Origin of the sequence: Lacrimispora sphenoides JCM 1415 (genome assembly GCF_900105615.1) — a bacterium.
GTDB lineage: Bacteria > Bacillota > Clostridia > Lachnospirales > Lachnospiraceae > Lacrimispora > Lacrimispora sphenoides.
Genome location: NZ_LT630003.1, coordinates 2291038 through 2317966 on the forward strand (window position 1 = coordinate 2291038; position 26929 = coordinate 2317966).

21 protein-coding genes and 1 pseudogene are annotated in these 26929 nt (G+C 45.0%); 2 read left to right on the forward strand and 20 right to left on the reverse strand.

Features of this window, described 5'->3' with window-relative positions; genetic code table 11:
* Positions 1-20: 20 nt before the first annotated feature.
* The 5 genes from BMX69_RS10260 to lgt form a co-directional block, all read right to left on the reverse strand.
* The gene (locus BMX69_RS10260) at positions 21-1064 is read right to left on the reverse strand and encodes a BMP family protein (protein WP_054789929.1); all 1044 of its coding nucleotides are present in this window, start codon (positions 1062-1064) and stop codon (positions 21-23) included.
* A 234-nt stretch (positions 1065-1298) separates the two neighbouring features.
* Positions 1299-2057: a response regulator transcription factor gene (locus BMX69_RS10265; RefSeq protein ID WP_100042285.1), complete on the reverse strand. Its 759-nt coding sequence runs from the start codon at positions 2055-2057 to the stop codon at positions 1299-1301.
* The gene (locus BMX69_RS10270; protein ID WP_100042286.1) at positions 2035-3855 is read right to left on the reverse strand and encodes a cache domain-containing sensor histidine kinase; all 1821 of its coding nucleotides are present in this window, start codon (positions 3853-3855) and stop codon (positions 2035-2037) included. The genes BMX69_RS10265 and BMX69_RS10270 overlap by 23 nt, the downstream gene beginning before the upstream one ends.
* Positions 3856-4049: 194 nt before the next feature.
* Entirely contained in the window at positions 4050-4202 is a 153-nt protein-coding gene (locus BMX69_RS10275) for a Spo0E family sporulation regulatory protein-aspartic acid phosphatase (protein WP_174715213.1), read from the reverse strand.
* The gene (gene lgt, locus BMX69_RS10280) at positions 4199-5083 is read right to left on the reverse strand and encodes a prolipoprotein diacylglyceryl transferase (RefSeq protein WP_100042287.1); all 885 of its coding nucleotides are present in this window, start codon (positions 5081-5083) and stop codon (positions 4199-4201) included. The genes BMX69_RS10275 and lgt overlap by 4 nt, the downstream gene beginning before the upstream one ends.
* 205 nt (positions 5084-5288) lie before the next feature.
* Between lgt and ychF the strand changes: the two genes are divergently transcribed.
* Together ychF and BMX69_RS10295 are read left to right on the forward strand one after the other, a co-directional pair.
* Positions 5289-6386: a redox-regulated ATPase YchF gene (ychF, locus tag BMX69_RS10285; protein WP_054789927.1), complete on the forward strand. Its 1098-nt coding sequence runs from the start codon at positions 5289-5291 to the stop codon at positions 6384-6386.
* Between the two features lie 234 nt (positions 6387-6620).
* A pseudogene (locus tag BMX69_RS10295) lies at positions 6621-7259 on the forward strand (formate/nitrite transporter family protein); the annotation flags it as partial.
* Positions 7260-7852: 593 nt separating this feature from the next.
* On the opposite strand, the gene BMX69_RS10300 reads toward BMX69_RS10295, so the two are convergent.
* The 15 genes from BMX69_RS10300 to BMX69_RS10370 all read right to left on the reverse strand — a co-directional run bounded on the left by BMX69_RS10300 (position 7853) and on the right by BMX69_RS10370 (position 26884).
* The gene (locus tag BMX69_RS10300; protein ID WP_100042288.1) at positions 7853-9340 is read right to left on the reverse strand and encodes a glutamate synthase subunit beta; all 1488 of its coding nucleotides are present in this window, start codon (positions 9338-9340) and stop codon (positions 7853-7855) included.
* 13 nt (positions 9341-9353) lie between these two features.
* Positions 9354-13913 carry a glutamate synthase large subunit gene (gltB, locus tag BMX69_RS10305; protein WP_100042289.1) on the reverse strand — a complete coding sequence of 1520 codons (4560 nt, stop codon included), beginning with the start codon at positions 13911-13913 and terminating at the stop codon, positions 9354-9356.
* 582 nt (positions 13914-14495) lie between these two features.
* The gene (locus BMX69_RS10310; RefSeq protein WP_025233660.1) at positions 14496-14762 is read right to left on the reverse strand and encodes an HPr family phosphocarrier protein; all 267 of its coding nucleotides are present in this window, start codon (positions 14760-14762) and stop codon (positions 14496-14498) included.
* Between the two features lie 121 nt (positions 14763-14883).
* Positions 14884-15519, reverse strand: a complete 636-nt coding sequence (locus BMX69_RS10315; RefSeq protein WP_054789924.1) for an epoxyqueuosine reductase QueH — start codon at positions 15517-15519, stop codon at positions 14884-14886.
* Positions 15520-15590: 71 nt separating this feature from the next.
* Positions 15591-16733, reverse strand: coding sequence for an RNA polymerase sigma factor RpoD (gene rpoD, locus BMX69_RS10320; protein ID WP_025233662.1), 1143 nt, complete (start codon positions 16731-16733; stop codon positions 15591-15593).
* 104 nt (positions 16734-16837) lie between these two features.
* Positions 16838-17770, reverse strand: coding sequence for a diacylglycerol/lipid kinase family protein (locus tag BMX69_RS10325; protein ID WP_054789923.1), 933 nt, complete (start codon positions 17768-17770; stop codon positions 16838-16840).
* Between the two features lie 4 nt (positions 17771-17774).
* On the reverse strand, positions 17775-18872 hold the full coding sequence (gene mutY / locus BMX69_RS10330) for an A/G-specific adenine glycosylase (RefSeq protein WP_100042290.1): 1098 nt from the start codon (positions 18870-18872) through the stop codon (positions 17775-17777).
* Positions 18872-19849, reverse strand: a complete 978-nt coding sequence (locus BMX69_RS10335; protein ID WP_100042291.1) for a biotin--[acetyl-CoA-carboxylase] ligase — start codon at positions 19847-19849, stop codon at positions 18872-18874. Before BMX69_RS10335 ends, mutY begins: the two co-directional genes overlap by 1 nt.
* Positions 19850-19854: 5 nt before the next feature.
* Positions 19855-20163, reverse strand: a complete 309-nt coding sequence (locus tag BMX69_RS10340) for a DUF6637 family protein (protein WP_100042292.1) — start codon at positions 20161-20163, stop codon at positions 19855-19857.
* 3 nt (positions 20164-20166) lie between these two features.
* The gene (gene argF, locus BMX69_RS10345; protein WP_100042293.1) at positions 20167-21102 is read right to left on the reverse strand and encodes an ornithine carbamoyltransferase; all 936 of its coding nucleotides are present in this window, start codon (positions 21100-21102) and stop codon (positions 20167-20169) included.
* 158 nt (positions 21103-21260) lie between these two features.
* A complete protein-coding gene (locus BMX69_RS10350; protein ID WP_100042294.1) occupies positions 21261-22433 on the reverse strand; it encodes a patatin-like phospholipase family protein in 1173 nt (390 codons plus the stop codon).
* Positions 22434-22581: 148 nt separating this feature from the next.
* Complete coding sequence (locus tag BMX69_RS10355) at positions 22582-23520, reverse strand: SPFH domain-containing protein (RefSeq protein ID WP_054789922.1); 939 nt, start codon at positions 23518-23520, stop codon at positions 22582-22584.
* Between the two features lies 1 nt (position 23521).
* Positions 23522-23962, reverse strand: a complete 441-nt coding sequence (locus BMX69_RS10360; RefSeq protein ID WP_100043821.1) for an NfeD family protein — start codon at positions 23960-23962, stop codon at positions 23522-23524.
* A gap of 217 nt (positions 23963-24179) precedes the next feature.
* A complete protein-coding gene (locus tag BMX69_RS10365) occupies positions 24180-24959 on the reverse strand; it encodes a TrmH family RNA methyltransferase (protein ID WP_100042295.1) in 780 nt (259 codons plus the stop codon).
* 14 nt (positions 24960-24973) lie between these two features.
* Positions 24974-26884, reverse strand: a complete 1911-nt coding sequence (locus tag BMX69_RS10370) for an NAD(+) synthase (RefSeq protein WP_054790019.1) — start codon at positions 26882-26884, stop codon at positions 24974-24976.
* Positions 26885-26929: the final 45 nt, after the last annotated feature.

The window sequence follows — 26929 nt, forward strand, 5'->3', positions numbered from 1 at the left end:
GTCAGCCCTCCGGTTATATCTTACTTCTCAAAAAACGCCTGTAAATCTACCTTGCCGTCCTTAAAATCCTTGATTCCCTGGTCTACCGCATCTTTAACTTCCTGGGAAATATTATCGGTATATACCGGTACAAAGATATCTTCATTAATACCGGCTTCATGAACCATATTTCCGGAAAGCTTGCCATCCATATATTGGCCCAGAGCCCAGATATAGAAATTCTTGAAATCAAAATTTACAGAAGCTACAACAGTATTCGGATCGATGGTTGTCTGGTCACTGGAAAAACCTATGAATTTAGCGCCTTTTGCCTTAGCTGCCTCAATGCTGCCAAGACCTACTTCGTTGGCGTATACAAACATGGTGTCTGCACCGTTGTCGATCATCTGCTCTGCCATCTGTTTGCCAAGTGCTACGTCGTTCCAGCTGTTGGCATAAGCTCTTGTAGCCTTTGCACCGGATATGCCGCGGCTTTCTGCGATCTTAACAGAATTTTTCTCATATACATCCATCAAATGCTCCATTGGTTCATTGGGGAAGCCTCCGATGGTTGCGAAGTTTCCGTTCTTTGTTATATTTCCTGCAAGAATGGAAGCTATATAGCTGGCTTCATATTCTTTTGGGAAAATAGGAGCCACATTATCTCCGTCACATTTGGAGCCGTTTACCGCACAAAAAGTGGTATCCTTATAATTGGGAGCTACTGCTGCTACCGCCTCGTCAAACTGGGAACCGGCTGCCATAATGAGGTCATAGCCTCGTTCCGCATATTCACGGAAGGTTGACTCATAGTCAGATGCCTGTACGTTCTCTACGTATTCCATTTTGGTGCCCAGTTTTTCGTTGCAGGCTGTAAGACCTGCATAGTTTGTTGCGTTCCAGCTCTGGTCATTGATGGGCCCGGGAAGAATGAGGACAATTTTATAGTCCGCCGCGCTTTTCCCTCCTGCCTGAGCCTTAGTTTCAGCTGCACCCTCTGTCTTACCGCCAGTACTGCAGCCACTGAGTACGAGTGCTGCTACTGTTACCGCTGCCATGAGTAATGCGCCAAATCTTTTCTTCATACTAAGTTCCTCCTTTTTTTGCGTCCGTTCACATTAATATCTGACATTTCTTCAATTGTCGACACGGTTCACAGACGTTAGTGTGTTGTTTGTAGTAATAGATTATCATTTTCTGGCAGCCCTCGCAATTCTATAAGATTACTATTTATACCAAAATATTAAGTTATTTGTAATTATGACCAAATAAAATAAAGACAGGAGAGACTTTTTGGTCATTTTCCCGTCTTATTCACACTAAATCAAATGGCTCTGACGCCTGTTCCGATACTCCAGGGGTGTGATCCCATATGCTTTTTTAAAAGCACTGCTGAAATATTTCGCCTCTTTGTAACCTACCATTTCCGCCACATCTGCCACCTTATATTCCACATGGTTCAAGTATGACTTCGCCTTTTGCATCCGGTATTCCGTAACGTATTCCATGAGATTTTTTCCTGTATGACGTTTAAAAAGTTCACAAAGGTAATTGGGGGATAAATGAAGCTCCCCGGCCATATCTGTTAACGTAATCCTGCCTCCATAGTGAACTGCAATATATTGAATGGCTTTTAAAACCAATAAATTACCAACCTCATTTTCCCCTTCTGCGGGCCGGTCCTGCCTTTCTTCTTTTTCATGGGTTTCCGGAAAAAGCTCCTGTTCCAATTCTCTTAATACGGATAGCAGCTCTCTAGAATCCGTGGGTTTTAACAAATATCTGGTCACTCCCAGCTCAATGGCCTTCTGGGCATAGGAAAAATTGCTGTACCCGCTTAAAATAATAATGCGGATATTTAAGTTTCTTTCCCTGATCTGGCGGATCAGCTCTAGGCCGGATACTTCCGGCATCTTGATATCTGTAATGATTACGTCAGCTTCCAATTCATACAGAGCCTTGAGAGCCGAATGAACGTCTTCAAACACCCCTGTAACCTGAAAACCTTCCTGGGCGTCCAACAGCTTAGTAAGCCCTTTTCTGATTTTCGGTTCGTCATCCACGATGATCAGCTTCATGTCTTTCGCTCTCTCCTTTCCTTCCTCCGCCCTCTGTCACAATTTCATGGTCTTTGGGTATGCGCAGGTTTACAATCGTTCCTTCTCCATATGTGCTTTCTATAGAAATTCCATAGGCTTCTCCATAATGGAGCCGGATCCGCCGGTCCACATTCCTTACTCCGATTCCTGTATGCCCTTCCTTCTCTACATCAGGCACTTCTTCCCTTAAGTGGTTAAGCTGTTCCGGAGTCATTCCTATTCCATTGTCTTCAACCGAAATAAGCATTTCATCTCCAAGATCTTTTAAGACGATGCGGATGGTTCCCTTCCTCTTTCTCGGTTCAATTCCATGAGTGATGGCATTTTCCACAATGGGCTGCAGGATAAGCTTTGGAACACGGTCAGCTGCCAGGGATTCCTCTGACTCTACAGAATATTCCAGCCGTTCTTCCAGGCGGTTCTTTTGTATTTTCAGATAACACAGCACATATCCGATTTCCTTTTCAAGAGGTACAAAGGCATTTTCATCTTCGATGCTGTATCGCATAAGGCCTGCCAGTGAAAGGATGATGTCGCTGATATCATAATCTCCCCGGTCAATCAGCATCCAGTTGACAGAATCCAGGGTGTTATAGAGAAAATGAGGATTGATCTGTGCCTGGAGCGCCTGTACCTCCGCATTTTTCTGAGCGATCTTTTCCTGATAGACCTGCCTGATCAGGGTATTGATCTCTTCCAGCATGTAGTTAAAGGATTCTGTCAGTTCGCCGATTTCATCCTTTCTCTTATTGGGAACCCGAACGGCAAAATCTCCCTTCTGAACCTGTCCCATAGCCTTTGAAAGACGCTTGATGGGTCTCGCCATGGCATAAACCAGAAGAACGATGACTCCGGCAATGCCCAAGGTACTCACCACTGCCACCAGCCAAATAGCTTTTTTCAAATCTCCAGCCTGGGGAAACAGCCCTTCAAAGGGTATCGCCGAATAAGATCTCCAGCCAGTAATACCGTTATATTGTCCGCAGACATAATACCTCTTATTGTTCCATATCAGCTCAAAACGCCGAATCCCCCGCTCGAACCGGTCATTAATCTCTTCCTGCCACCCATTGTTTATCTTGGGATTACTGCAGATCACCTGTCCCTTCTGGTCTAAAATAAATAAATACTGATACTGAAACAGTCCCTGATTCCCTAAAAGCAGATTGCTGAACATGTCAGGATCCAGTTCAATGACCATAATTCCCAAACTCTTCTCTTCATTCCTGTCCTGTATGGCCCTGACCACGGTAACTGCCTGATGATCTTCCATTGGATCTGAAAAAAGCTTTGGCATAATACCCAGCCAGACAGTCTTATTGTTTCTGCCTCCTACGGCATCATCATAGCTTTTAAATGTTTTTACCGAAATATCTTTGGGAGCTACCCCATCGGTATCGACTGTAGTATACATTACCTGAGAAGCATTGATGATGGAAATATCCATCTGTTCCCCTACAGATTTAATGAGACTTCTGCAATAATCATCAAGGTAGGTACGGCTGACTCCCTTATCCCCATCGTCCCATCCAGGGGTACATGCATCACGCACAAGCTGGCTGGTCACCGCATTGTCAAGGATTTCCATGATATAGCGGACCTTGACATTGATATTGATATCAATGCGGTTAATAGTATCCGACATTTCCTGTTTCTTATTTTTTACAACAATGGCTTTGCTATGGGAAAAGGAAAGACTCCCTATAATAGCCCCTTCGATCATGGCTGTTATAATAAACACCAGAGTCAATTTCATTCGAAACGACAAATGCTTCATTTCCCCACCTCCGGACACTATTACCGTTTTTGTAACAGTTTTCTACAATTTATAGATAAATATTACATCCCACTGTGAATTGTGTCAAATTACTTTTATAAAAATCGTCTATCCATAAAAAAAACGCGGAAAGAGCTCCTTCTCTTTCCACGTCATTCTTAAATTTGCACAAAACGCATCACAGGCTCATGGTATCAGTAGCCTGCGGCAATATATCGTTCAATCAATTTATCCAGTTCTACACTCCTGTGATAAATAACATCTTCATCATCATGATCAATGCTTTTATTTAATCTTTCTCTTGCTTCTTCAATATCGTGTATTAACTCTTCTTTTGACATCATCATATCATTACTTCTCCTTTGCTCTTTTTTCGTATCTGTCTGTGTTTGCAGAAGAGCACAAGAGTAGATATCACTACCAGAATTAATGACAGTGCCTGAGACACCGGAATGCCAGTACTAAAGAATATTAGCTGGTCCGTGCGGAGTCCCTCTATCCACACTCGTCCCAAACCATAGCCAAGCAGGTATATAAAAAGCATCTCTCCATCAAATCTCTTACGTTTCCTGTACCAAAGCATAAATGCAAGTACACAGAGATTCCAGATTGATTCATAAAAGAAGGTAGGATGCACCTGTATATATTCTACTCCGTCCCTTACGATCAAATGGTTCAAAAGCTCTTTCGATATCATATTCTCATTAACCAGCGCTCTTCTGATTCTCATAGCAAACAGGCTGTCGGTATATCCGCCAAACGCCTCGCAATTAAAGAAGTTTCCCCATCTTCCTATAATCTGCCCGGTTATCAGTCCTAGGCATCCAGTGTCAGCCAACGAAAAAAAAGATAATTTCTTTACCCTGGCATAAACTATCAGAGTTATAACGGCCCCTATGACACCTCCATAGATGGCCAATCCTCCTGCCCTGAGATTTAAAATTTGAAGCAGATCATCTTTATAATTGTCCCAATCAAACATAACATAATAGATTCGGGCTCCCATGATAGAAATTATGATTGCATACAGAACAAAATCCAGATATATATCCGGGTCCTGCCCCCTGCGTTTTGCATCCCTTGTCGCAACCCAGAGACCTGCTAATATTCCAAACCCAATGATAATCCCGTAAAATGCAATGCGGAATCCAAATATTGAGATACTATTTTGCAAATGGTCGATTGAAATCCCCAAATGAACAAAACTAATATCTGCCGTATTTGCCATTCGTCTTCTCCTTTCGATGTTTTCTTTATTTTACCCCGGGAAAACTCAAAAATCAAACAGATTCGCCCGACATATTCAACTATAATTCGACAAAGCTTTGATTCTTGTGTTTTTCTCTTTTATTTTTACGGATAATATGCTATTCTATATTAGTTGCAGATAAAAATCAACTATGAATATTAACAATATTAGGAAGGTAATTGCTATGAAATTAGGTATTGTCGGATTGCCAAACGTAGGTAAAAGCACCTTGTTCAATTCTCTTACAAAGGCCGGTGCGGAATCTGCGAACTATCCATTTTGTACCATTGATCCCAATGTAGGAGTAGTTCCTGTTCCGGATGTGCGCTTAGGTCAGCTGGCCGCCCTTTATGATTCCGCAAAAATCACCCCTGCCGTGATCGAATTTGTCGATATTGCAGGACTTGTAAAAGGAGCTTCCAAAGGAGAGGGTCTGGGCAATCAGTTTCTTTCCAATATCCGTGAAGTAGATGCCATCGTCCACGTAGTACGCTGCTTTGAGGATACCAATGTAATCCATGTGGATGGAAGTGTCGATCCTCTGCGTGATATTGAAACCATAGATTTGGAACTGATCTTTTCCGATTTAGAAATTTTAGACCGCCGCATCTCCAAGTCCACCAAAGGCGCTGTGAATGATAAGTCTCTTGCAAAGGAACTGGAGATTTTAAAGAGGATCAAAGCTCATTTAGAGGATGGAAATCTTGCACGAAGCTTAGAAATTGAGGATGAAGATGAAAGAGAATTTATTTCCACCCTTAATCTTCTCACCTTTAAACCTGTGATCTTTGCTGCCAATGTCTGTGAGGACGACTTGGCTGATGACGGAGCTTCCAACGATTCCGTGGGAAAGGTCCGCAAATTTGCAGAAGAAAACAACAGTGAAGTTTTCGTTATCTGCGCACAGATCGAACAGGAAATCGCTGAATTAGAAGAAGACGAGAAAAAGATGTTCTTGGAAGATCTGGGACTTACAGAATCCGGTCTAGAAAAACTGATCGCAGCCAGTTATCATTTATTGGGGCTCATCAGCTACTTAACAGCCGGTCCTACTGAAACAAGAGCATGGACCATCAAAGAAGGAACCAAAGCCCCCCAGGCTGCCGGTAAGATCCACACAGATTTTGAGCGGGGCTTTATCCGCGCAGAGGTTGTGAATTACCAGGATCTTCTGGATTGCAAAACCTACAACGCGGCAAAGGAAAAAGGCCTGGTTCGTCTGGAAGGCAAGGAATACGTGGTTAAGGATGGCGATGTTGTCCTGTTCCGCTTTAATGTATAGAAGAAGTTTATTCACGGGCATTTATTAGGGACCGGAACATACTGGTCAGCGCCAGAAGGCGCTGGCCATCTTTTATGTCTTTTCCTATTATATATAAAGCCACCCGGTACGCATGGCTGATAAATTATGTCAATAAGGAAATTGTCCTTGTAAACCCCTTTCCTTATGCTATAATATGTCTGGTCATAGAAAAGGCTTTTTTGCAGTCAAGGCAAATGGGAAAAAAAGAAAAGGGAGTATTTAATAATGAAAACATTTATTAACGCAATAATTGCCGGGATTGCCATCAGTATGGGCGGAGTGATTTATCTAACTCTTGAAAACCATATTGCCGGTTCTTTTTTATTTTCAATCGGATTATTTACCATCTATACCTTCGGATTTAATCTATTCACAGGAAAGGTATGTTATATTGTAAATGAAAAGCCGTCCTACTTATTAAAAATACTTATTGTATACATAGGGAATTTTATAGGAACTGCCGGATCTGGGATTGTATTCAGACATACCAAACTGGCCAAGCTCATAGATCACACAAGGGAACTTGTAAATATGAAGCTGTCGGATACCCTGTTCAGCACTTTTATCATGGCAGTCATGTGCGGCATTATGATGTGCATCGCAGTGATTGGATATCAAACCATAAAAGACGGGATTGGAAGATATTTAGCTTTAGTCATGCCGGTCATGGTATTTATTCTTTCCGGTTATGAGCACAGCATTGCAGATATGTTTTATTTTACCATGGGAAATGCCTGGAATGCTAAAGCATTCCTGTATATTCTGATTATATCTGCGGGAAATTTGGTAGGGGGAAGCCTCATTCCTTTGGCAAAAAAATATCTTAGCGAAGAGGCTTCCCTTCTCCATTAGGGCGTTTTTTTAATATCCCGCTTATCGTTTCCATCTATCAGCGTTTTGCGTCATACGCCCCAAATTTGGGGCGTTCCTGATTCATAGCCACCTGGCTATGATATATACGGCTAGAACCGATATGAAAAGAGCTGTTTTGATTCCGTAGCCAATAAAGTTATTTCGGTAATACTTATCAAAAAGTTTTTTACTCATAGTTACCCCATCCCTTTCGTAGTACAGCAGAAAACAATTGTTACCTTCTACTAATACTATAATAAGGAACGTTATTTTTTCACAGGTTGTAATTATCGTTAATGGTAAGTCATATTTTCGTTTTATTAATCCAATTGTAATAATGCCTGGAATGGTGGTTCATTTTCAGTTCCTGCAATGCGGTACACATTTTATTAAGGATTGAAAAGAGTATACGCTAAAATCAGAGACTTGTGCAGTCAGGCCAGAAAAGCTGGGATTGATAGCTGATAAGAGAATTTATACCTTAAGCTTCCATCGTTCCATGATCTATAAAGAAAAAAAGGCTTTTGTTCTATAGATGACCGCCCATCTATTTTACAAAAGCCTTTTTTCCTTTACTGGATTATCCCTCCCAGCTAAGCCAGGTTGGAGTACCCCATTAAACTCTTATCAACTTCCTTCGCCACTTCCCGGCCTTCTCTGATCGCCCAAACTACCAGCGATTGTCCCCGGCGCATATCACCGGCTGCAAACACTTTATCTACATTCGTCTTATATTTCCCTTCTTCTGTCTCCACATTGCTTCTGCCGTTTAATTTCACGCCAAAAGCATCAGCGACATAAGTCTGGGCGCCCAGAAATCCTGCTGCAATTAAAACAATATCAGCGGGAACTTCTCTTTCACTGCCGGCTACTGGCTCCATGTTCATTCGGCCGGTTTTTTCATCTCTTTTAGGCTCCAGTCCCATGAGCACGGCTTTCACTACTTTGCCGGACTTATCTTTAATAAACTCCTTTACCGTTGTCTGATAAACCCTGGGATCCTTTCCGAATACGGTAATGGATTCTTCCTGGCCGTAATCAGTTTTCATTACTTTCGGCCATTCGGGCCAGCTATTGTCAGAGGTTCTTTTTTCAGGCAGCTTTGGCATCATCTCAAGCTGGGTGACGGAAGCGCATCCATGGCGGATGGCCGTTCCCACACAGTCGTTTCCGGTGTCACCGCCGCCGATGACGATGACATGCTTTCCTTTTGATGAAATATAGCTGTTATCCTGTAAGTTGGAATTCAGCAGGCTTTTTGTGGTGGACTTTAAGAAATCTACTGCAAAATGAATTCCTTCCCCATCTCTTCCCGGAACCTTTAGATCCCTTGGATTGGAAGCCCCGCAAGCCAGGATGATGCGGTCATATTCCTTTAACAGATCTTTGGCCTTCCGGTTTTTTCCGATATCGGTGCCTGTCAGGAACGTCACTCCTTCCTGCTTCATGATCTCCACCTTCCGGTCTATCACATGTTTTTCCAGCTTCATGTTGGGAATCCCATACATGAGCAGACCACCTATTCGGTCCTCTCTTTCCAATACGGTAACACTGTGCCCCCGTTTGTTCAGTTGATCGGCTGCTGCCAGACCTGCTGGGCCGGAACCGATGACGGCTACTTTTTTCCCGGTGCGGATCTTTGGCGGAATCGGGCTTGCTATGCCGCTTTCATAAGCGCGTTCAATGATGGCATACTCATTTTCCTTGATGCTCACCGGGTCTCCGTTTAACCCACAGGTACATGCGGCTTCACAGGGAGCCGGGCACACCCTGGCGGTGAATTCCGGAAAGCTATTGGTTTTTTTCAGCCTGTTATAGGCCTGCTGCCATGTCCCGGTGTATACAAGCTCATTCCATTCCGGGATCAGGTTGTTAAGGGGACAGCCGGAAACCATGCCCTTTAAGATCATGCCGGACTGGCAGAAGGGGACGCCGCAATCCATGCAGCGTGCACCCTGGCATTTTTGTTCTTTTTCAGAAAGAGGCAGGTGAAACTCGTTATAATTCTTAATACGAGTCTTGGGGTCTACCGCTTTTCCTGTTTTTCTGCTGTATTCTAAAAATCCTGTTGGCTTTCCCATGATCAGCTCCTCCTTACTTCTTTGTGTTGGCGTAAAATGCTTCAATCTGTGCCTGTTCGCTGCTTAACCCTTTTTCCTCCATCTGAACGATGGTGTTCAGCATGCGTCTGTAATCATGAGGCATGACCTTTTTAAACTTAGGAAGATACTCTCCGAAGTTATCAAGAATCTCTTTTCCTTTTGCGGAATTGGTATAAGCCACATGTTCCTTGATCATGTCTTTTAATTCAAGAACATCATATTTATTAGAGACCTCTTCAAAGGAAACCATTTCCTTATTAAGCCTCTTATATAAATCTCTCTTTTCATCCAGAACATAGGCGATGCCGCCGCTCATTCCCGCCGCAAAATTCTTGCCGGTGGGGCCCAGCACCACCACACGCCCGCCTGTCATGTATTCACAGCCATGGTCTCCCACGCCTTCCACAACAGCGGTCGCACCAGAGTTCCGTACACAGAAACGTTCGCCTGCGATCCCGCAGATGAATGCCTTTCCGTTTGTGGCGCCATATAAGGCCACATTTCCGATGATAATGTTATCCTCAGCCTTAAATTTAACGCCCTGAGGCGGATAAACCACCAGCTTGCCGCCGGAAAGTCCCTTTCCAAAATAATCGTTGCTGTCGCCCACCAGCTCTAAAGTAAGGCCTTTTGGTATAAAGGCTCCAAAGCTCTGACCGCCGCTGCCCGTACAGTTGATGGTAAAGGTATCCTCCAAAAGCCCATCCGGATAAAGTCTGGTAATTTCCGAGCCAAATATAGTACCCAGGGCCCGATCCGTATTGGAAATATCGATATGAAGGCTCTTTTTCTGACCGGCCCGCAGAGCATCTCTTAATTTCTTAAGGATGATCTTCTCATCCATGGTTTTCTCCAGTTCAAAATCATACACCTGCTTCTTATCGTATCCTAAAAGCTTCTGCCCTGCATAGGAATTTCCCAAGATAGCGGAAAAATCCACCTTTCCGGCTCTTTCAGAAGGAATACTGGCTTTCTTCTTTAACAGATCCGTCCTTCCCACAAGTTCATCTACGGTGCGGATACCAAGCTTTGCCATATATTCCCGAAGCTCTTTGGCAATAAAATTCATGAAGTTGATTACGTGCTCCGGTTTTCCTTTAAAACGCTTCCTCAGCTCCGGATTCTGGGTAGCAATGCCCACCGGGCAAGTATCCAGATTACAGACTCTCATCATGACACAACCCATGGTCACAAGAGGGGCTGTAGCAAAGCCGAACTCTTCAGCTCCCAGGGCACAGGCAATGGCAACATCCCGCCCCGTCATCAGCTTCCCGTCTGTCTCCAGGATCACTTTATCCCTTAACCCATTCATGATCAGGGTCTGATGGGCCTCCGCTACGCCAAGCTCCCATGGAAGCCCTGCATTATAAATGGAGTTTCTCGGAGCCGCTCCGGTTCCGCCGTCAAAGGCGGAAATAAGGATTACTTGTGCACCGGCCTTTGCAACACCGGCGGCTACTGTGCCCACACCTGCCTCAGAAACCAGTTTGACAGAAATTCTGGCATTGGTATTGGAATTTTTTAAGTCATAAATCAGCTGGGCCAGATCCTCAATGGAATAGATATCATGGTGAGGCGGCGGGGAAATAAGGCCTACTCCGGTAGTGGAATGCCTGGTTTTGGCAACCCATGGATATACCTTCCCGCCTGGAAGCTGACCTCCTTCTCCCGGCTTCGCTCCCTGAGCCATTTTAATCTGAATTTCTTTGGCACTGACCAGATACCTTGAGGTTACGCCAAAACGCCCGGAAGCAACCTGCTTAATGGCAGAACACCGGTTTACGCCGTCCGGACCTGTGGTCAGACGCTCCAGGCTTTCGCCTCCCTCACCACTGTTGGATTTTCCATGAATCCGGTTCATGGCAATCGCCAGGGTTTCATGGGCTTCCTGGGAAATGGACCCGTAGGACATAGCTCCTGTTTTAAACCGTTTAACTATGGATTCTTCGCTTTCTACCTCTTCCAAAGGTATTTCCTTTGTTTTTGCGTAATCAAAGTCCAAAAGACTTCTTAAATTAACCGTCTGCCCCTCTTCCGTCAAGGCATGGGTATATTCTTTGAAAGTTTCGTAGCTTCCGGTCCTGGCCGCTTCCTGTAAAAGATGGATGGTAAGAGGATTGTATAAATGTTCCTCTTGCCCTGCCCTTTCCTTATGGCTTCCCACACTGTCCAGGGTTAAATCCACGTCAAGGCCAAGGGGATCAAAGGCTGCTGAGTGAAGGACATCCACATCATTGGCTATGTCATCCAGGGTGATTCCTCCCACTCTGCTCACCGTATCGGTGAAATATTTGTCAATCACTTTCTTTGAAATGCCGATTGCCTCAAAAATCTGGGCTCCCTGGTAGGACTGTATGGTAGAGATCCCCATCTTGGAAGCAATTTTTACGATGCCATGAAGAACTGCCGCATTATAATCCTCTACGGCTGCATAATAATCTTTATCCAGCATGCCCTTTTCAATGAGGGAACGGATGGATTCCTGGGCCAGGTAGGGGTTAATGGCACAGGCTCCATATCCCAGCAAGGTGGCAAAGTGATGTACTTCTCTTGGCTCTCCGCTTTCCAGTATAAGCGCCACAGAAGTCCTCTTCTTTGTTTTGACCAGATGCTGCTGCAAAGCCGATACCGCAAGCAGGGATGGGATGGGCAAATGGTTTTCGTCAATATCCCGGTCAGACAAAATGATGATATTCGCGCCATCATGGTGCGCCCGGTCTACTTCCAGAAACAGCCTGTCAATTGCTTTTTCCAGGGAAGTATTTTTATAGTAGGTAATGGGAATCACTTCTACCTTAAAGCCAGGCTTCTTCATATTTTTAATCTTCAGCAGATCCGTACAGGTAAGAATGGGATTATTGACCTTCAGGATCTTGCAGTTTTCCGCCGTCTCCTCCAGGATATTTCCTTCCTCACCCACATAAACCGTAGTTGAGGTAACGATCTCTTCCCGGATGGAGTCAATGGGCGGATTGGTAACCTGGGCAAAGAGCTGTTTGAAATAGTTAAACAGAGGCTGGTGCTTTTTGCTTAATACCGCCAGAGGACTGTCTGCTCCCATGGCGGAAACTGCTTCCGCACCGTTTAAGGCCATGGGAAGGATCATGGTTTTGTATTCCTCATAGGTATAACCATAAGTCTTCTGCAGCTTCGCCCTTTCCTCTCTGTTCATGGCAGGAACCCCTATATTGGGGATGGGCAGCTTTCTCAGCTCAATTAGATTGGAATCCAGCCATTCCCCATAAGGCTGGCGGGCCGCATAATATTCTTTCAGCTCCTCATCGCTGACCAGGCATCCCTTAACTGTATCAATGAGAAGCATCTTGCCTGGACGAAGGCGCTCTTTTCTCACCACATGGCTCTGCTCAATATCAATGGCGCCCACCTCAGAAGCCAGGATCATCTGGTCCTCATCGGTAATGTAGTATCTGGACGGACGAAGGCCATTGCGGTCCAGTACAGCCCCAACCAGGTCGCCGTCACTGAATACGATGGAAGCCGGTCCATCCCAGGGTTCCATCATGGTTGCATAGTAACGGTAAAAGTCCTTGATTTCCTGAGGCATGGATTTGTCATGCTCCCAAGGTGCAGGAATGGTCACCATAACAGAAAGGGGAAGATCCATTCCGCTCATCATCATAAATTCCAGCGCATTATCAAGCATGGCAGAATCGGAACCTTCCTGGTTAATGATCGGAAGGACCTTATGCATGTCATACCGGAAATACTCGGACTCCATATTCTCTTCCCTGGCCATCATCTTATCCACATTTCCGCGAATGGTATTGATCTCACCATTATGTACAATAAGGCGGTTGGGATGGGCTCTCATCCAGCTGGGGTTTGTATTGGTGCTGAACCGGGAATGAACCACTGCAATGGCAGATTCATAATCCTTATCCTGGAGGTCCGGAAAAAATTTCCTAAGTTCCTTCACCAGAAACATGCCCTTATATACAATGGTTCTGCTGCTTAAGGAAACCACATAGGTATTGTCGTTGCTCTGTTCAAAAATCCGCCTTGATACATAAAGTTTCCGGTCAAACTCCAATCCTCTGGCCGTATCAGCTGGCTTTTTTACAAAGCCCTGGGCTATGCAGGGCATGCAGTCCACTGCTTTGGCGCCGATCAGCTCCGGATGAATGGGCACATCTCTCCAGCCAGTAAATTCAAGTCCCTCTTTCTTTACAATGATCTCAAACATCTTTTTGGCTTGATTTCTGGCAAGCTCGTCCTGAGGAAAGAAAAACATGCCAACACCATATTCCCTCTCCTCACCAAGCTCTATGCCCAGAGGCTTTGTTACCTTTTTAAAAAACTTATGGGAGATCTGAAGCATGATTCCAACTCCGTCTCCTGTCTTTCCTTCCGCATCCTTTCCTGCACGGTGTTCCAGGTTCTCTACGATATGGAGAGCCTGATCCACGGTCCTGTGACTCTTCACGCCTTTTATGTTGGCAACCGCTCCGATGCCGCAGTTATCATGTTCAAAGCGGGGATCATATAGGCCCGGCAACTCCTTTTTATTAGGGGATTGTAAACCTTTATCCATAATCTCTTCCTTTCCTCTCTCTTGCCCATGCTAGTTGGGCATAATGGTATGCCCGTAGGGCGTTCCTCTTACTTGCCAATGCTTCTTGGGTTTGGTGGTATGCCCGGAGGGCGTTCCTCTCACTTGCACATGCTTCTTGGGTATGGTGGTTGCCCAGAAGGCGTTCCTTATCCTAGCCCAAGTTTTTTGAGTATCCCTGATTACTTCCTCTTCTTTTGTGATGCCAATGAGTAACAGTAAATTTTTAGTTGATAATACTACATTTTTATCTCCTTGTAAACGAGTTTTATTCTTATATTTTCAGATAATTCGACTTTAACATATATTAAAAATTAAATTCTAACAATTTAGATATCTTTCAATATTTTTTCTCCTTATATAACACAATTCCTCGTCCTTTTAAGGATCCTGGTACAAACTTCTAATTATATGAAGTTTTCACTTTCAATCATTAAGTTTGCATTTCATATTCAAAACTTTTAAACTGCTTTTCCTCATAATCCCACCCTTTTTAACACAGAAAAAGCCCCGGGAATTTCTTCCCAGGGCTTATACAAACTTTTTTTAAAAATCAAAACTGAATTACATTTCTCCAAGTCCGCTTTCAATTGCTTCCGTCATGGTTTTCATTGCAGCTGCCTCATCTTCGCCTTCACAGATTAATTTGATCTCTGTTCCGCACTTAATTCCGGCTGCCATAACGTTTAACACGCTCTTAGCAACGATTCTCTTCTCTCCATATTCGATGATTACATCGGATTTAAATTTCATTGCTGTCTGAGAAAGAACTCCTGCTGGTCTTAAATGAAGTCCGGATGGATTTACTACGGTCAGTGTTTTTGATAACATATTTTTATCTCCTTTATCCTCAATTTTTTATACTCCTTGCAGTTAATTTTATAACAATATCCAATTTGTGTCAAGACAAACCAGTATGTCTTTTTACATATTTTACAAAGCATTTTCCTGGCTAAGAAATTTCCGAAAGCTCCTGCGTTTCTTTCTGGGAATAGATACAGCCGCAGTAATCCTGCCTGTATAGACCATATTTCTCAGAAAGCTCTACAGAACGCTTAAATCCATTTTTTTTCTTGAAATCAGAGGGAAGATAAGCAACACGATACTCCTTTGCAAGCTTCTCACCGATCTCATTGAGCTTTTCCGCATTCTTTAAAGGGCTTATGGACAGAGTGGTGGTGAAATAATCAAAGCGCCCGGCCTGAGCAACCTTTGCAGCCTCCTGGAGGCGCAGTTCATAGCATTTAAAACATCTGGCGCCGCCTTCCGGCACCCTTTCAAGACCTCTCACAATCCGGTGAAATTCTTCCGGTTCATAAGCTCCTGTTTCCAAAGTTACAGGATGAATAAAATCCATAGATGCAATGAGCCTTTCCTGCTCTTTCACCCGTCTTTTGTATTCCATCGGCTGATCTATATTGGGATTATAGAAATACACGGTTATTTCAAAATAGCGGGATAAATATTCCAGCACATAACTGCTGCAAGGCGCACAACAGCTGTGTAAAAGCAGCCTGGGAACCTTTCCCTGTTCCTCTAATCCTGCAATGATCTGATCCAATTCCTTCTGATAATTCCTCTGGTTCATGGTAGCTCCTTCCCTGCTGTTTTCAAAAGCACAAAAAGGCGTCTGCAGCAGCCTGCAACGCCTCTTGTTTCCTATAGGAAATCCCTGATCCTTTTACTGCGAACAGGATTTCTTAGCTTTCTAAGAGCCTTCGCTTCTATCTGCCTGATACGCTCCCGGGTAACATTAAACTCTTTTCCAACTTCTTCCAAAGTACGGGGATGGCCATCCTCTAATCCAAATCTGAGTACGATCACCTGACGTTCTCTCTCCTTTAAATCTCCAAGAAGAGCATCAATGTGCTCTCTCAGCATAACGGATTCTACGTTGCCTTCCGGAGTTACAACATTATTATCAGCCACGAAATCTCCCAGGTTGGAATCATCTTCCTCACCAATAGGAGTTTCAAGGGATGCAGGTTCTCTGGCGATCTGCATAATCTCCATAACCTTATCTTCTGTCATGTCAAGAGCTTCCGCCAGTTCTGAAACAGACGGCTCATATCCAAGCTCAAGAGTCAGCTTTCTCTGCATCTTAGACATCTTATTAATCGTTTCCACCATATGCACAGGCACACGGATTGTTCTGGCCTGGTCTGCAAGGGCTCTGGTTACAGACTGGCGTATCCACCAGGTAGCATATGTACTTAATTTATAACCTTTGGTATAATCAAATTTTTCCACGCCTTTAATAAGGCCTAAATTTCCTTCCTGAACCAAATCAAGGAAACTCATTCCACGGCCTGTATAACGCTTTGCTATGCTGACTACAAGGCGAAGGTTTGCTTCGATCAAGCGCTCTTTGGCATCATCATCACCATCCGCTTTTCTCTTAGCAAGGCGCAGTTCTTCCTCTGCATTCAAAAGTGGCACCGTGCCAATTTCCTTCAGGTACATGCGGACAGGGTCTTCCGTTCCGATGCCCTCCAGCAAGTCAATGGCGTCAAGATCAATATCTTCTTCATCCATTTCCTTAATAAAGCCGTCATCAAGATCATCATCCAAAAGCAGGTCGTCTGACATGAGCACATCATCAGTTAAAACGGAATCGTCAATGACCGGGATCACGTCTACGCCGCGATTCTCCAGGTACGTATAAATCTGATCCATCTGCTCAGTTGTCAGTTCTTCCCCCATAAAGAAGTTATTAATCTCCGTTACGTCCAACGCATTTTGCTTCGTTTTTGCAAGTTCGACCAGTTTTCCAAGCTTATCTAAAAAATTATCCTTTTCCACTTAATAACGTCCTTTCGCTAAGAGGTATACATAAAGCCCACACAACTTTTCATTATATACTACCGGAATCCATATTTCAACATATTTCTGTCAAAATAGCAGTTTTATTGCTTTTTCGGCGTTTTTCTCATAATACGGATTCTTTTCTTTAAATTTATGATGTTTACTTCCCTCCTGGTCCCGCCGAATTCCCCATCTAATACCCAGTCAATAGGCTCTTTTGAGAGAATTTTCAAAGACCTTGTCCGAAATTTATGGACGTATTCATTTGGTTCTTCCTTCAAAAACATGTAATTAATGATGTTGGTCAAATCCAGAGGAGTTTTGGGTGTTCGTATCAACAGCACTTCAAATTCACCGTCGTCAAGAGCCACATCCTGAGTCACAAGCCCTTTAAAACCCCCGACGCTCATGGTATTGGTAATCATGCCGAAAATAAACTCCCCCTCCAGTACCATATCCTCTTTCCTGCCCACGCCCTCAGGGCACTCTCCACACTCAATCCGCATCTCATAGGACTGTATGGAAGCCAGGCTCTTCATTCCTTCCAGCATATACGCCTGATGCCCCAGGACGTTCTTCTTATCCTGAGGGGTTAAATAAGAAACCTCTGTAAAGGCCCCGAACGCTGCAATATACACAAAGTGCCTGTCCCCGCAGAAACAGCCGATATCAATGGGAAAAGGCTCGCCAAAAACAGCCGCTTCCGCCGCTTTTACCATGCTTTTGGAAATCTTTAAGCTGGAAGCAAAATCATTGGTGGAACCGGCAGGGATATATCCCAGGTTTGGGATATTATCCAATTTCATGAGACCGCTTATGGTTTCATTCAAAGTCCCGTCTCCTCCGCTGCACACAACCAGATCAACACTTTCCCCGTATGCTGCAGCAGCCTCCATTGCATCACCTGTCCGCTGTGTCACATGAACCAGCAATTCATAGCCGGCCTTTGTAAAAATATCCAGGATATCCATCAGCTTGTTCCTGATCTGAGCCTTCCCGGAACGCGGATTAAATATAAATAGAATCTTTTTCATTATATCACCTGATCAATTTTGTATACGTCTTAAATGCACCTGGCAGGGAATAAGTTTTTTCTAAATCTTCCGCAGTAACCCATAAAAAATCTCCATTGGGCCGTTCTCCAAGTTCAATCCGAAATCCTATCATATGCCATTCCACATGGCTGAATACATGCTTTGCAGCAGGAAGAGGCGTTATTTTGGCCTCCTCTACTCCCAGCCTGGCAAGCAGCGCTTCCTCTTCTAAATGTCCCTCCACATTGGGGAACTCATAAAGAGAAGCCAAAAGCCCTGTATCATCCCGCTTGCGGATGGCAACCCGTCCATCCTGCCACAGGAGCATTACCGTCTTATCCTCCGCCTTGCGGGCCTTTTTAGGCGTTTTCACCGGAATCTCACCGGTAAGGTCCTTGATCCTGGCAATGCAGATGGAGGCCAGGGGACATTGGCTGCACAGGGGCGAACCGTTTGGCACACAGACAATCGCTCCGATTTCAATGAGGCCCTGATTATAAGAGCTGGCAGCCTGTTCTGGCATTACTGCTTTTAATTCCTCTTCCATACGTCTTTTGACTGCCTGCTTTAATATATCTTCCCTGCTGCCTGTTACTCTGGAAACCACCCGCAAAACATTGCCGTCAACCGCCGGGACCGGAATGCCAAAAGCGATGGATGCAATCGCACCTGCGGTGTAAGACCCGATCCCCGGAAGCTTTTTAAGCTCCTCGTAGGATGCCGGAAGCTCTCCGCCATACTGCTCTACAAGAAGCTCTGCTGTTTTCTTTAGATTTTTTGCCCTGCTGTAATAGCCAAGCCCTTCCCAGAGTTTCAGTAACCGGTCTTCGGGCACTGCCGCCAGATCATTGATTCCCGGTAAGGCCTCCATAAAACGCTGGAAATAAGGTTTTACAGCCTCCACTCTGGTCTGCTGGAGCATGATTTCCGATATCCATACCCGGTATGGTTCCGGCTTGTCCCTCCATGGAAGGGCCCTGGCATGCTCCCTGTACCAGGATAGAAGCGGGCGTTCCATGGCCTTTATACGCTCTCTGGCGTCCAGTTCTTTTTCCTGGGGTTCTAAAACCTGTAATTGATCATAAAGCGTATGGTTCTTCATTACACATATCCATAGATTCCCCGGACAGATACCTCTCCGGAGATCACATGTTTTACCTCTCCCGGCTGTACTTCCACAAGAAGCTCTCCCTTTTCATTAATTCCCAGGGCCACGCCAGTATAATCACCTGATCTGTCCAGAATTCTTACTTCCTTTCCCGTATTGACCATATGCTTATTATAGACACTTATCAGCCCGGATAAATCACCCTGGCTGATAAATTCTTCATAATATTGTTCAAATGCCTCCATAATAGCGGCAACCAACCGGCTTCTTCTCACCTTTTCTCCTGTTTCCAGAAGCAGGGAGGTGGCCATCTGACTTACCTCTTCCGCAAATTCTTCCATATTGACGTTGATACCGATCCCCACTACGACATAATGGATTCCTTCCAGTTCGGCGCTCATTTCTGTCAAAATACCGCATAGTTTTTTCCCATTTGCCACAATATCATTCGGCCACTTAATGCCGGTATCAAGGCCTGTAACGTTTTTTATCCCGTCATAGACCGCCAGGGCGGCTACCAGTGTAATCATGGAAGCGGAAGCTGGAAGAATATCCGGCCTTAGGATCAAGCTCATAAATATGTTCTTCCCGGATGGGGACACCCAGGCGCGGCCTCTTCTGCCCCGCCCAGCGCTCTGGCAGTCAGACACAACAAGGGTTCCACTGGAAGCTCCTTCTTCTGCCAGACGCCTGGCCCTTATGTTAGTGGAATCAATGACCTCGTGGTATTCCACGTCCCGGCCAAATTTCCCTTTGATACAGCTTTTAATCTCCGTTTTCGTCATTATATCACAAGAACCGATGAAATGATACCCTTTATTTCGAACCGCCTCAATTTGATATCCCTCTTCTTCAAGCTGGCGGATGGCTTTCCAAATGGCCGTCCTGGAAACCCCAAAGCGGCCGCACAGCTCCTGCCCGGATAAGTAGCCGTCACTCTCCTTAAGCAGCTTAAGAATCTCAGTTTTCATTGATATCACCTCCACCAGATGCTCACCGCACTGATTACAGTAAGGGCGATAAGAAGAAATCCGAACATGAGGACAGCAATGCCTGCCGCCTTCTTCTTTTTCTCTCTGCCGCTAAGCCTGATTTTATAAATCCCGTTGACCAGATTAAGCATGCCGGCCAGAAAAAATATTACCGGGAACAGAAACATATGATCTTCCGGGTTTAAAAATGATATGACTGCCAATGTTACAATCAGGATTCCTACTACAATATGGAAGACATCCACAATCATGGAAGCGTTTCTTAGGCTTCTTCCTCGTTCTTGTATATACATGTTCTACTCTCCTAACGTTGCCACCATTACCGCCTTAATAGTGTGCATTCTGTTTTCTGCTTCATCAAATACCACAGATGCGCCGGATTCAAAGACATCCTCTGTTACTTCATTTCCTTTGACGGCCGGCAGGCAGTGCATAAATATGGTAGTATCTTTCCCTGTTTTTTCCATCAGATCCTTATTCACCTGATATGGTTTTAAAAGTGTAATACGCTGGGCAGCCTTGTCCTCTTCGCCCATGGAGCACCATACATCGGTATAAATGGTATCTGCATCTTTAACCGCATCCGTATCCTCTGTCAGAGTGATGGTACTTCCGCTATCCCCGGCATAACCCTGGCATAATTCTACCAGCTCATTATTAGGCCAAAGGCACTTAGGAGCCAGGATGGTAAAATGAACACCCATCTTGCTCATACCGATCATCAGGCTGTTCGCCATGTTATTACGTCCATCCCCTGCGTATACGAAGCGGAGTCCCTTTAAATATCCGAAATGTTCTTTCATCGTAAGAAGGTCTGCCAGTATCTGTGTTGGATGATAATCATCAGTCAGCCCGTTCCACACCGGAACACCTGCATATTTAGCCAGATCTTCCACGGTCTTATGCTTAAATCCGCGGAATTCGATTCCGTCAAATACCCTTCCCAAAACTCTTGCCGTATCTTCCACGCTTTCCTTATGTCCAAGCTGAATATCATCTTTTCCTAAATATTCCGGGTGTGCGCCTTCATCAACCGCAGCGACCACAAAAGAACATCTGGTGCGGGTTGACGGCTTTTCAAAAATAAGAGCAATGTTTTTCCCCTTCAGGGAGTTCCCAGTGATCCCCTGTTTTTTCTTGGCTTTTAAATCAGCGGCTAAGTCCAGCAGGTATCCAATCTCTTCCGGTGAATAATCCTTTAATGTGATAAAATTTCTTCCTTTTAAGTTCATATTGCATCCTCCGCTTTTCTATTTGTATTTTTATACATTATTATAGTGTATCTCGCATAGTTATGCAATACTTTTTTTATTTTTGTATATTAATGCATTAAGGATATATACCTGCTGATCTAGTCTATTTATAAAAAAGGTGTGGAAGTTGTATTCTTTCAGACTATATCCCCCTGACGCGGCGGTTTCACCTTATCAAGGGACCGGAGCTTCTTTCTGATCTCCTCCATCAGCTGATCCACTGTATAAATCCGGAAGCGTTTGACCTTCAAACGTTTTGCCAGATCTTCCAGCAGGCCTAAGTACATATCCTTGTAATCCCAGTCCTCCTTCAGCTTAAATTCCACAGCAAGCTTGGGGAATATCGTTTCCGTAAAGGCACGGTAACCCGTCAGGGCCGCCATTCCCTCTTCATTAAGCGTATCCTGCATATATATTTTAAAAAGTTCCACTTCCGACATCATCTTATCAAAATAGTAGGGTTCGGTATATGGTGCATCAATATAATAGATACGCCCACAAAGGCCATATAAGAACCTTTTTGCATCAAAATATCCCAAAGTCATATTTTTTCTCGTCTGTTTTTTATTAAACTCCAGGATTCCCCCAAGGTCCTGTCTGGGTGCTATGTGATACACATGGATCCCTTCCGGGATCTCAGTCACCCGTTCTTTGTCATACCCCAGACCATAGATGCGGATCACAATGATGTCTTCATACCCATGATCAAGAAGAACATTAATGGGGACATTGTTGACTCCACCACCATCCATATACCGCTTTCCGCCCAGCTTTTCATTTTTAAAAGCCAGGAAGTAAGCGCTGGCTAGCAGCATATCCTTGATGGATCCTGCATCGCTTTTTATGATATCCTCAGCTATTTCCTTCCTGTCTGAAACCGAATAAGTTACGGTATAAAGTTCCCTGTCAGAGTTTCTGAGCTTTTCCTCATCTCCCACCACTTCTTCAATGAGACTTTTCAGAGGAGTGATATCAAATCCACCATCCTTTACGATCTGCAGTCCGCTGCTTATCAGTTCCTGTAGATTTAAGGACTTGAAATCCTTTTCCTTTAACGCCTTTATGGTTTCATCGTTTACCGACATGACATGAGAGTACTCAATGTTCTTCCATATCTCTTCCGCCCGTTCCAGATCATCCATGCAGATAAGAGCGCCGTTTAAGGAGCCAACGGAAACACCTGCAACTCCCTTTATCTTTACTCCTTCTTCCCTCAGAGCCTTCCAGGCACCGATCTGGTAAGCTCCCTTGGCCCCTCCCCCTTCAAGCACCAGTCCATACTCTCTGCCTAAATCCAGTTTCAGTTCCATAAGCCCTCCTTTTAGACTATCTAAGGAAACACCCTGCAGGTATACCTCTATGCCCAACAAACATGTGCAGAATCAAGAAATTATGCCAAAAACGCAGCAAGAGGGCATCTGCCCCCTGCTGCGGTGTATTTAAATGGAAGTATAATAACTATTCCACCGGATTCTTGGGAATCTCCGTAATGGAAGAAACCAGCCCAGCCAGGCCCTGAATATCAGAAGGAATAATGATCTTGGTCGCCTTACCGTCAGCAATCGTCTTAAATGCCTCCAGGCTCTTAAGGACTAAAACTGCCTGATCCGCACCGGCATCCTTGATCATACGGATTCCATCGGCATTTGCCTGCTGGATCTTAAGGATCGCCTCTGCCTGGCCTTCTGACTCACGGATTCTCTTTTCCTTCTCTGCCTCTGCACGAAGGATCGCAGCCTGCTTTTCAGCTTCCGCATCAAGAATAGCGGATTCTTTCTTTCCTTCCGCTACAAGAACGGTGGATTTCTTCTCTCCTTCCGCCCTTAAGATGGCCTCACGGCGTTCCCGCTCTGCCTTCATCTGTTTCTCCATGGCATCCTGAATTGCTGCCGGAGGCATGATATTTTTAAGTTCCACACGGTTTACCTTGATTCCCCATGGGTCAGTGGCAATATCAAGGGTTTCTCTCATCTTTGCATTGATCGTCTCTCTTGAGGTTAATGTCTGATCCAGTTCCAGGTCACCAATGATGTTACGAAGAGTCGTAGCGGTCAGATTCTCAATGGCCATGATGGGATTCTCAACGCCGTATGCATAAAGCTTCGGGTCTGTGATCTGGAAAAATACTACCGTATCAATTCTCATGGTAACGTTATCCTTAGTGATAACCGGCTGAGGCGGGAAGTCCGCCACCTGCTCTTTTAAGTTGACCCTTTTAGCCACCCGGTCAAGAATAGGCATCTTAATATGAACGCCTACAGACCATGTTTCCAGGAAAGCACCCAAACGCTCTACAACCAGGGCCTGTGCCTGGGGAACGATCCTGATACAGGATGACAATAACGCAAGAATAACTATCAATATAATAATAACTGCTGTAAATCCAACTGCTCCCATACTATGATTCCTCCTGATTCATACTCACAATTAATTTTACGCCTCTTATTTCCTTTACTTCCACCATAGCGTCAACGGGATAAACTTTGTCGTCCTCCAGCGCCCTGGCCGTCCATTCCTGTCCGTTTAGGATCGCTGCGCCTTTACTCTCCGCATTGTTAATCTCAACCGTAACTCTGGCTTTTTTTCCAATGAGGCTTTCCCAATTGGTTTTTACCGTGTTCCGGTTTACATACTTTAAAGCAAAAGGCCTGGTAAAGAATAGAAGAATAAATGATACAATTACAAAAACTGCCAGCTGCACCTGGGTATTTACCCCAAACAGTGCCAGCACAAATGCAACCAATGCTCCTCCCGCGAACCAAACGGTCGTTAAGGCCATGGTTACCGCTTCAATTCCAAGAAGCACTACAAATACAATAAGCCAATAGACTGCTGCCATCTTATCATTCCCCTTCCCTGCCATTGTAGGCAAAGCTGCCTGGCAAATCTATCTGTGGACATGCGTTATCGTTTAGCCATGCCATTCATAATTTGTCGGATAGAACATTATTTACGAAGGGCACATGTCTCTACATGGCTGAACTACTACTATCATACTATATGTTCCGATATTTCTCAATATTTCTGCAGCAAAAAGCCTTACAATTTTCTGACAGCTACATCCGCCGCTGTCTGGCAGCCTCAAACATCAGTACAGAAGCCGCAACCGCCGCGTTTAGGGATTCTACCTTCCCCTTCATGGGGATCTTTACATAAGCATCCGCCATCGCTGCCGTTTCATCTGTCAGGCCGTTTGCTTCATTTCCCACTAAAAACCCTGTATCAACAGTATAATCCTCTTTTTCATAATTATTCCTGCCATCTAAATGTGCCGCATACAGTCTGACACCGCCGGCTTTTAAGGCCTTTAAAGAAGCCGTAAGGTCTTTCGTATAAACAAATGGAACGCGGAAAACTGATCCCATGGTGGAGCGGATTACCTTTGGATTATAAACGTCCGCCGTAGTATCGCTCATGAGCACGCCGGTGATTCCAGCTCCTTCCCCGGCCCTTAGAATCGTTCCAAGATTTCCCGGGTCCTGAATGTTTTCCAAAATCATCAGAAACGAAGGACCAGGTGCAGCCAGCAAGTCCTTCTCCTTGAAGGCATACTGCCTTACAACGGCTAAAATCCCCTGAGGCGTCTGGGTATCCGACATAACCTTAAACACATCCTCCGAAACAACCTCATATTTTACTTCCGACAAAAGCTTTTTATGGGCTTCATCCTTTAAAAAACCTTCCGATACAAAAACGCTGTCAATCCTGTCCACCGGAATTTCCTTAAACATGCGAAGACCTTCCGCTACAAAGAGGCCGTTTAAATTTCTGACTTTGGCCTTCTTTGATAAGTTCATCACCTGCTTCACCCTTGCATTGGCACTGCTGGTTATCATAATGTACCTCTCTTTTATAAATTTTCCAGTTCTTCCAGCCACAGGCGGCTTACGGCATCACTTGGCATGCGTAAATCTCCCCTTGGGGATACTGCAACAGAACCCACCTTAGGTCCGTCAGGCATGCAGGAACGCTTAAACTGCTGGCTGAAAAATCTACGGTAAAATACCTTTAACCATTTTAATATGACTTCCTTCTCATAATTTCCTGTAAAAGCGTAGACCGCCATGCGGTAGACCTTCTCCGGCCGGCAGCCGAACCTTAAGATCTGATACAGGAAGAAATCGTGAAGCTCATAGGGACCTACCAGGTCCTCTGTCTTCTGGGCAATCTCTCCATCCTGAGGCGGAAGAAGTTCCGGGCTTACAGGCGTGTCCAAAACATCAAGAAGCACACCGCTTAAAGCAGCTTCCCCGCAGGTATCCGCATAGTAGTGGACCAGATGGCGCACCAGGGTCTTTGGCACCGATGCGTTGACTCCGTACATGGACATATGGTCGCCGTTATAGGTCGCCCAGCCCAGGGCTAATTCAGACATATCACCCGTTCCTATGACCATTCCGTTCAGCTTGTTTGCCATATCCATTAACACCTGGGTCCTCTCCCTGGCCTGGGAGTTTTCATAGGTTACATCGTGAATATCCTCCCTATGTCCAATATCCCGGAAATGAAGGCTTACGGCCTCCCTGATATTCACCTCTATAAGCTCAGCTCCTAGGGTTTTGGTCAGGGTGCAGGCATTCTGATAGGTCCGGTCCGTTGTTCCGAAACAGGGCATGGTCACCGCATGGATCTGATTTCTGGGGATTTCAAGCATATCAAAGGCCCGGACTGCCACAAGAAGGGCAAGGGTGGAATCTAAGCCTCCGGAAATTCCGATCACTGCATGCTTGCAGCCTGTATGGGCAAGCCTCTTTTTTAGGCCCATAGCCTGTATGGAGAGAATTTCCTCACATCTTCTATTCCTCTCCTTCGCATTGTCCGGGACAAAGGGCCTTGGATCAATAAACCTCTTTAAGTCCAGTTCCTTTTTCTTCATTTCGAAAGAAACTACCGTATAATTTGTATGGTCGGCCTGGGGAAATGTGGTCATCCGCCGTCTTTCGTGGATCAGCCTCTCCAAGTCCATATCCCCGTATATGGTCTCATTTCCAAAACGTTTGGATTCTGCAAGCAGGGCGCCGTTTTCTGCTATGAGGTTCTGGCCGCCAAACACCAGATCCTGAGTGGACTCTCCCTCTCCTGCATTGGCATAGATGAAGCCACATACCAGGCTGGCAGAATGTCCCGTAATAAGGCTTCTCCGGTAAATATCCTTACCCGTTGTCTCGTCGCTGGCAGAACAGTTTACGATCACCGTCGCTCCGGCGGTCGCATGACGGATGGACGGCGGATTTGGAACCCATGCATCCTCGCAGACTTCCGCAGCCACAACCAGCTGGGGTATGTCCTCACATGCAAAAAGAATATTTGCTCCCATGGGAATCAGTTCATCTTCCCATTTTACCATCACCGGTATTTCATTTCCCGGCTGGAAATAACGCAGTTCATAAAACTCTGAATAATTGGGCAGATTCGTCTTCGGTACGATCCCAAGAATCTTTCCGTTTTGTATGGCAACAGCCGTATTATATAACTTTCCGCCCCATTCCCAGGGCATGCCTATAAAGCATAGAAGATCGTGGCCTTCCGTTGCCTTTAAAATCTCTTTAAGCTCCTTTCGGGCCTTTCTTAACAGGGCATCCTGCCCGAATAAATCGCCGCAGGTATAGGCTGTCAGACAAAGCTCCGGAAACACCATGAGTTTTGCCTGCCTTTTAATTCCCTCTTTTATCTGCTCACAAATCCGCTCCCTGTTAAATTCCGGGTCTGCTACCTTTACGTCAGGGGTTGCTGCGGCAACACGTATATATCCATGTTTCATCTTTTTATCTCCTATCTGTTCATTGCTGCCCTTTGGTATTTGTTT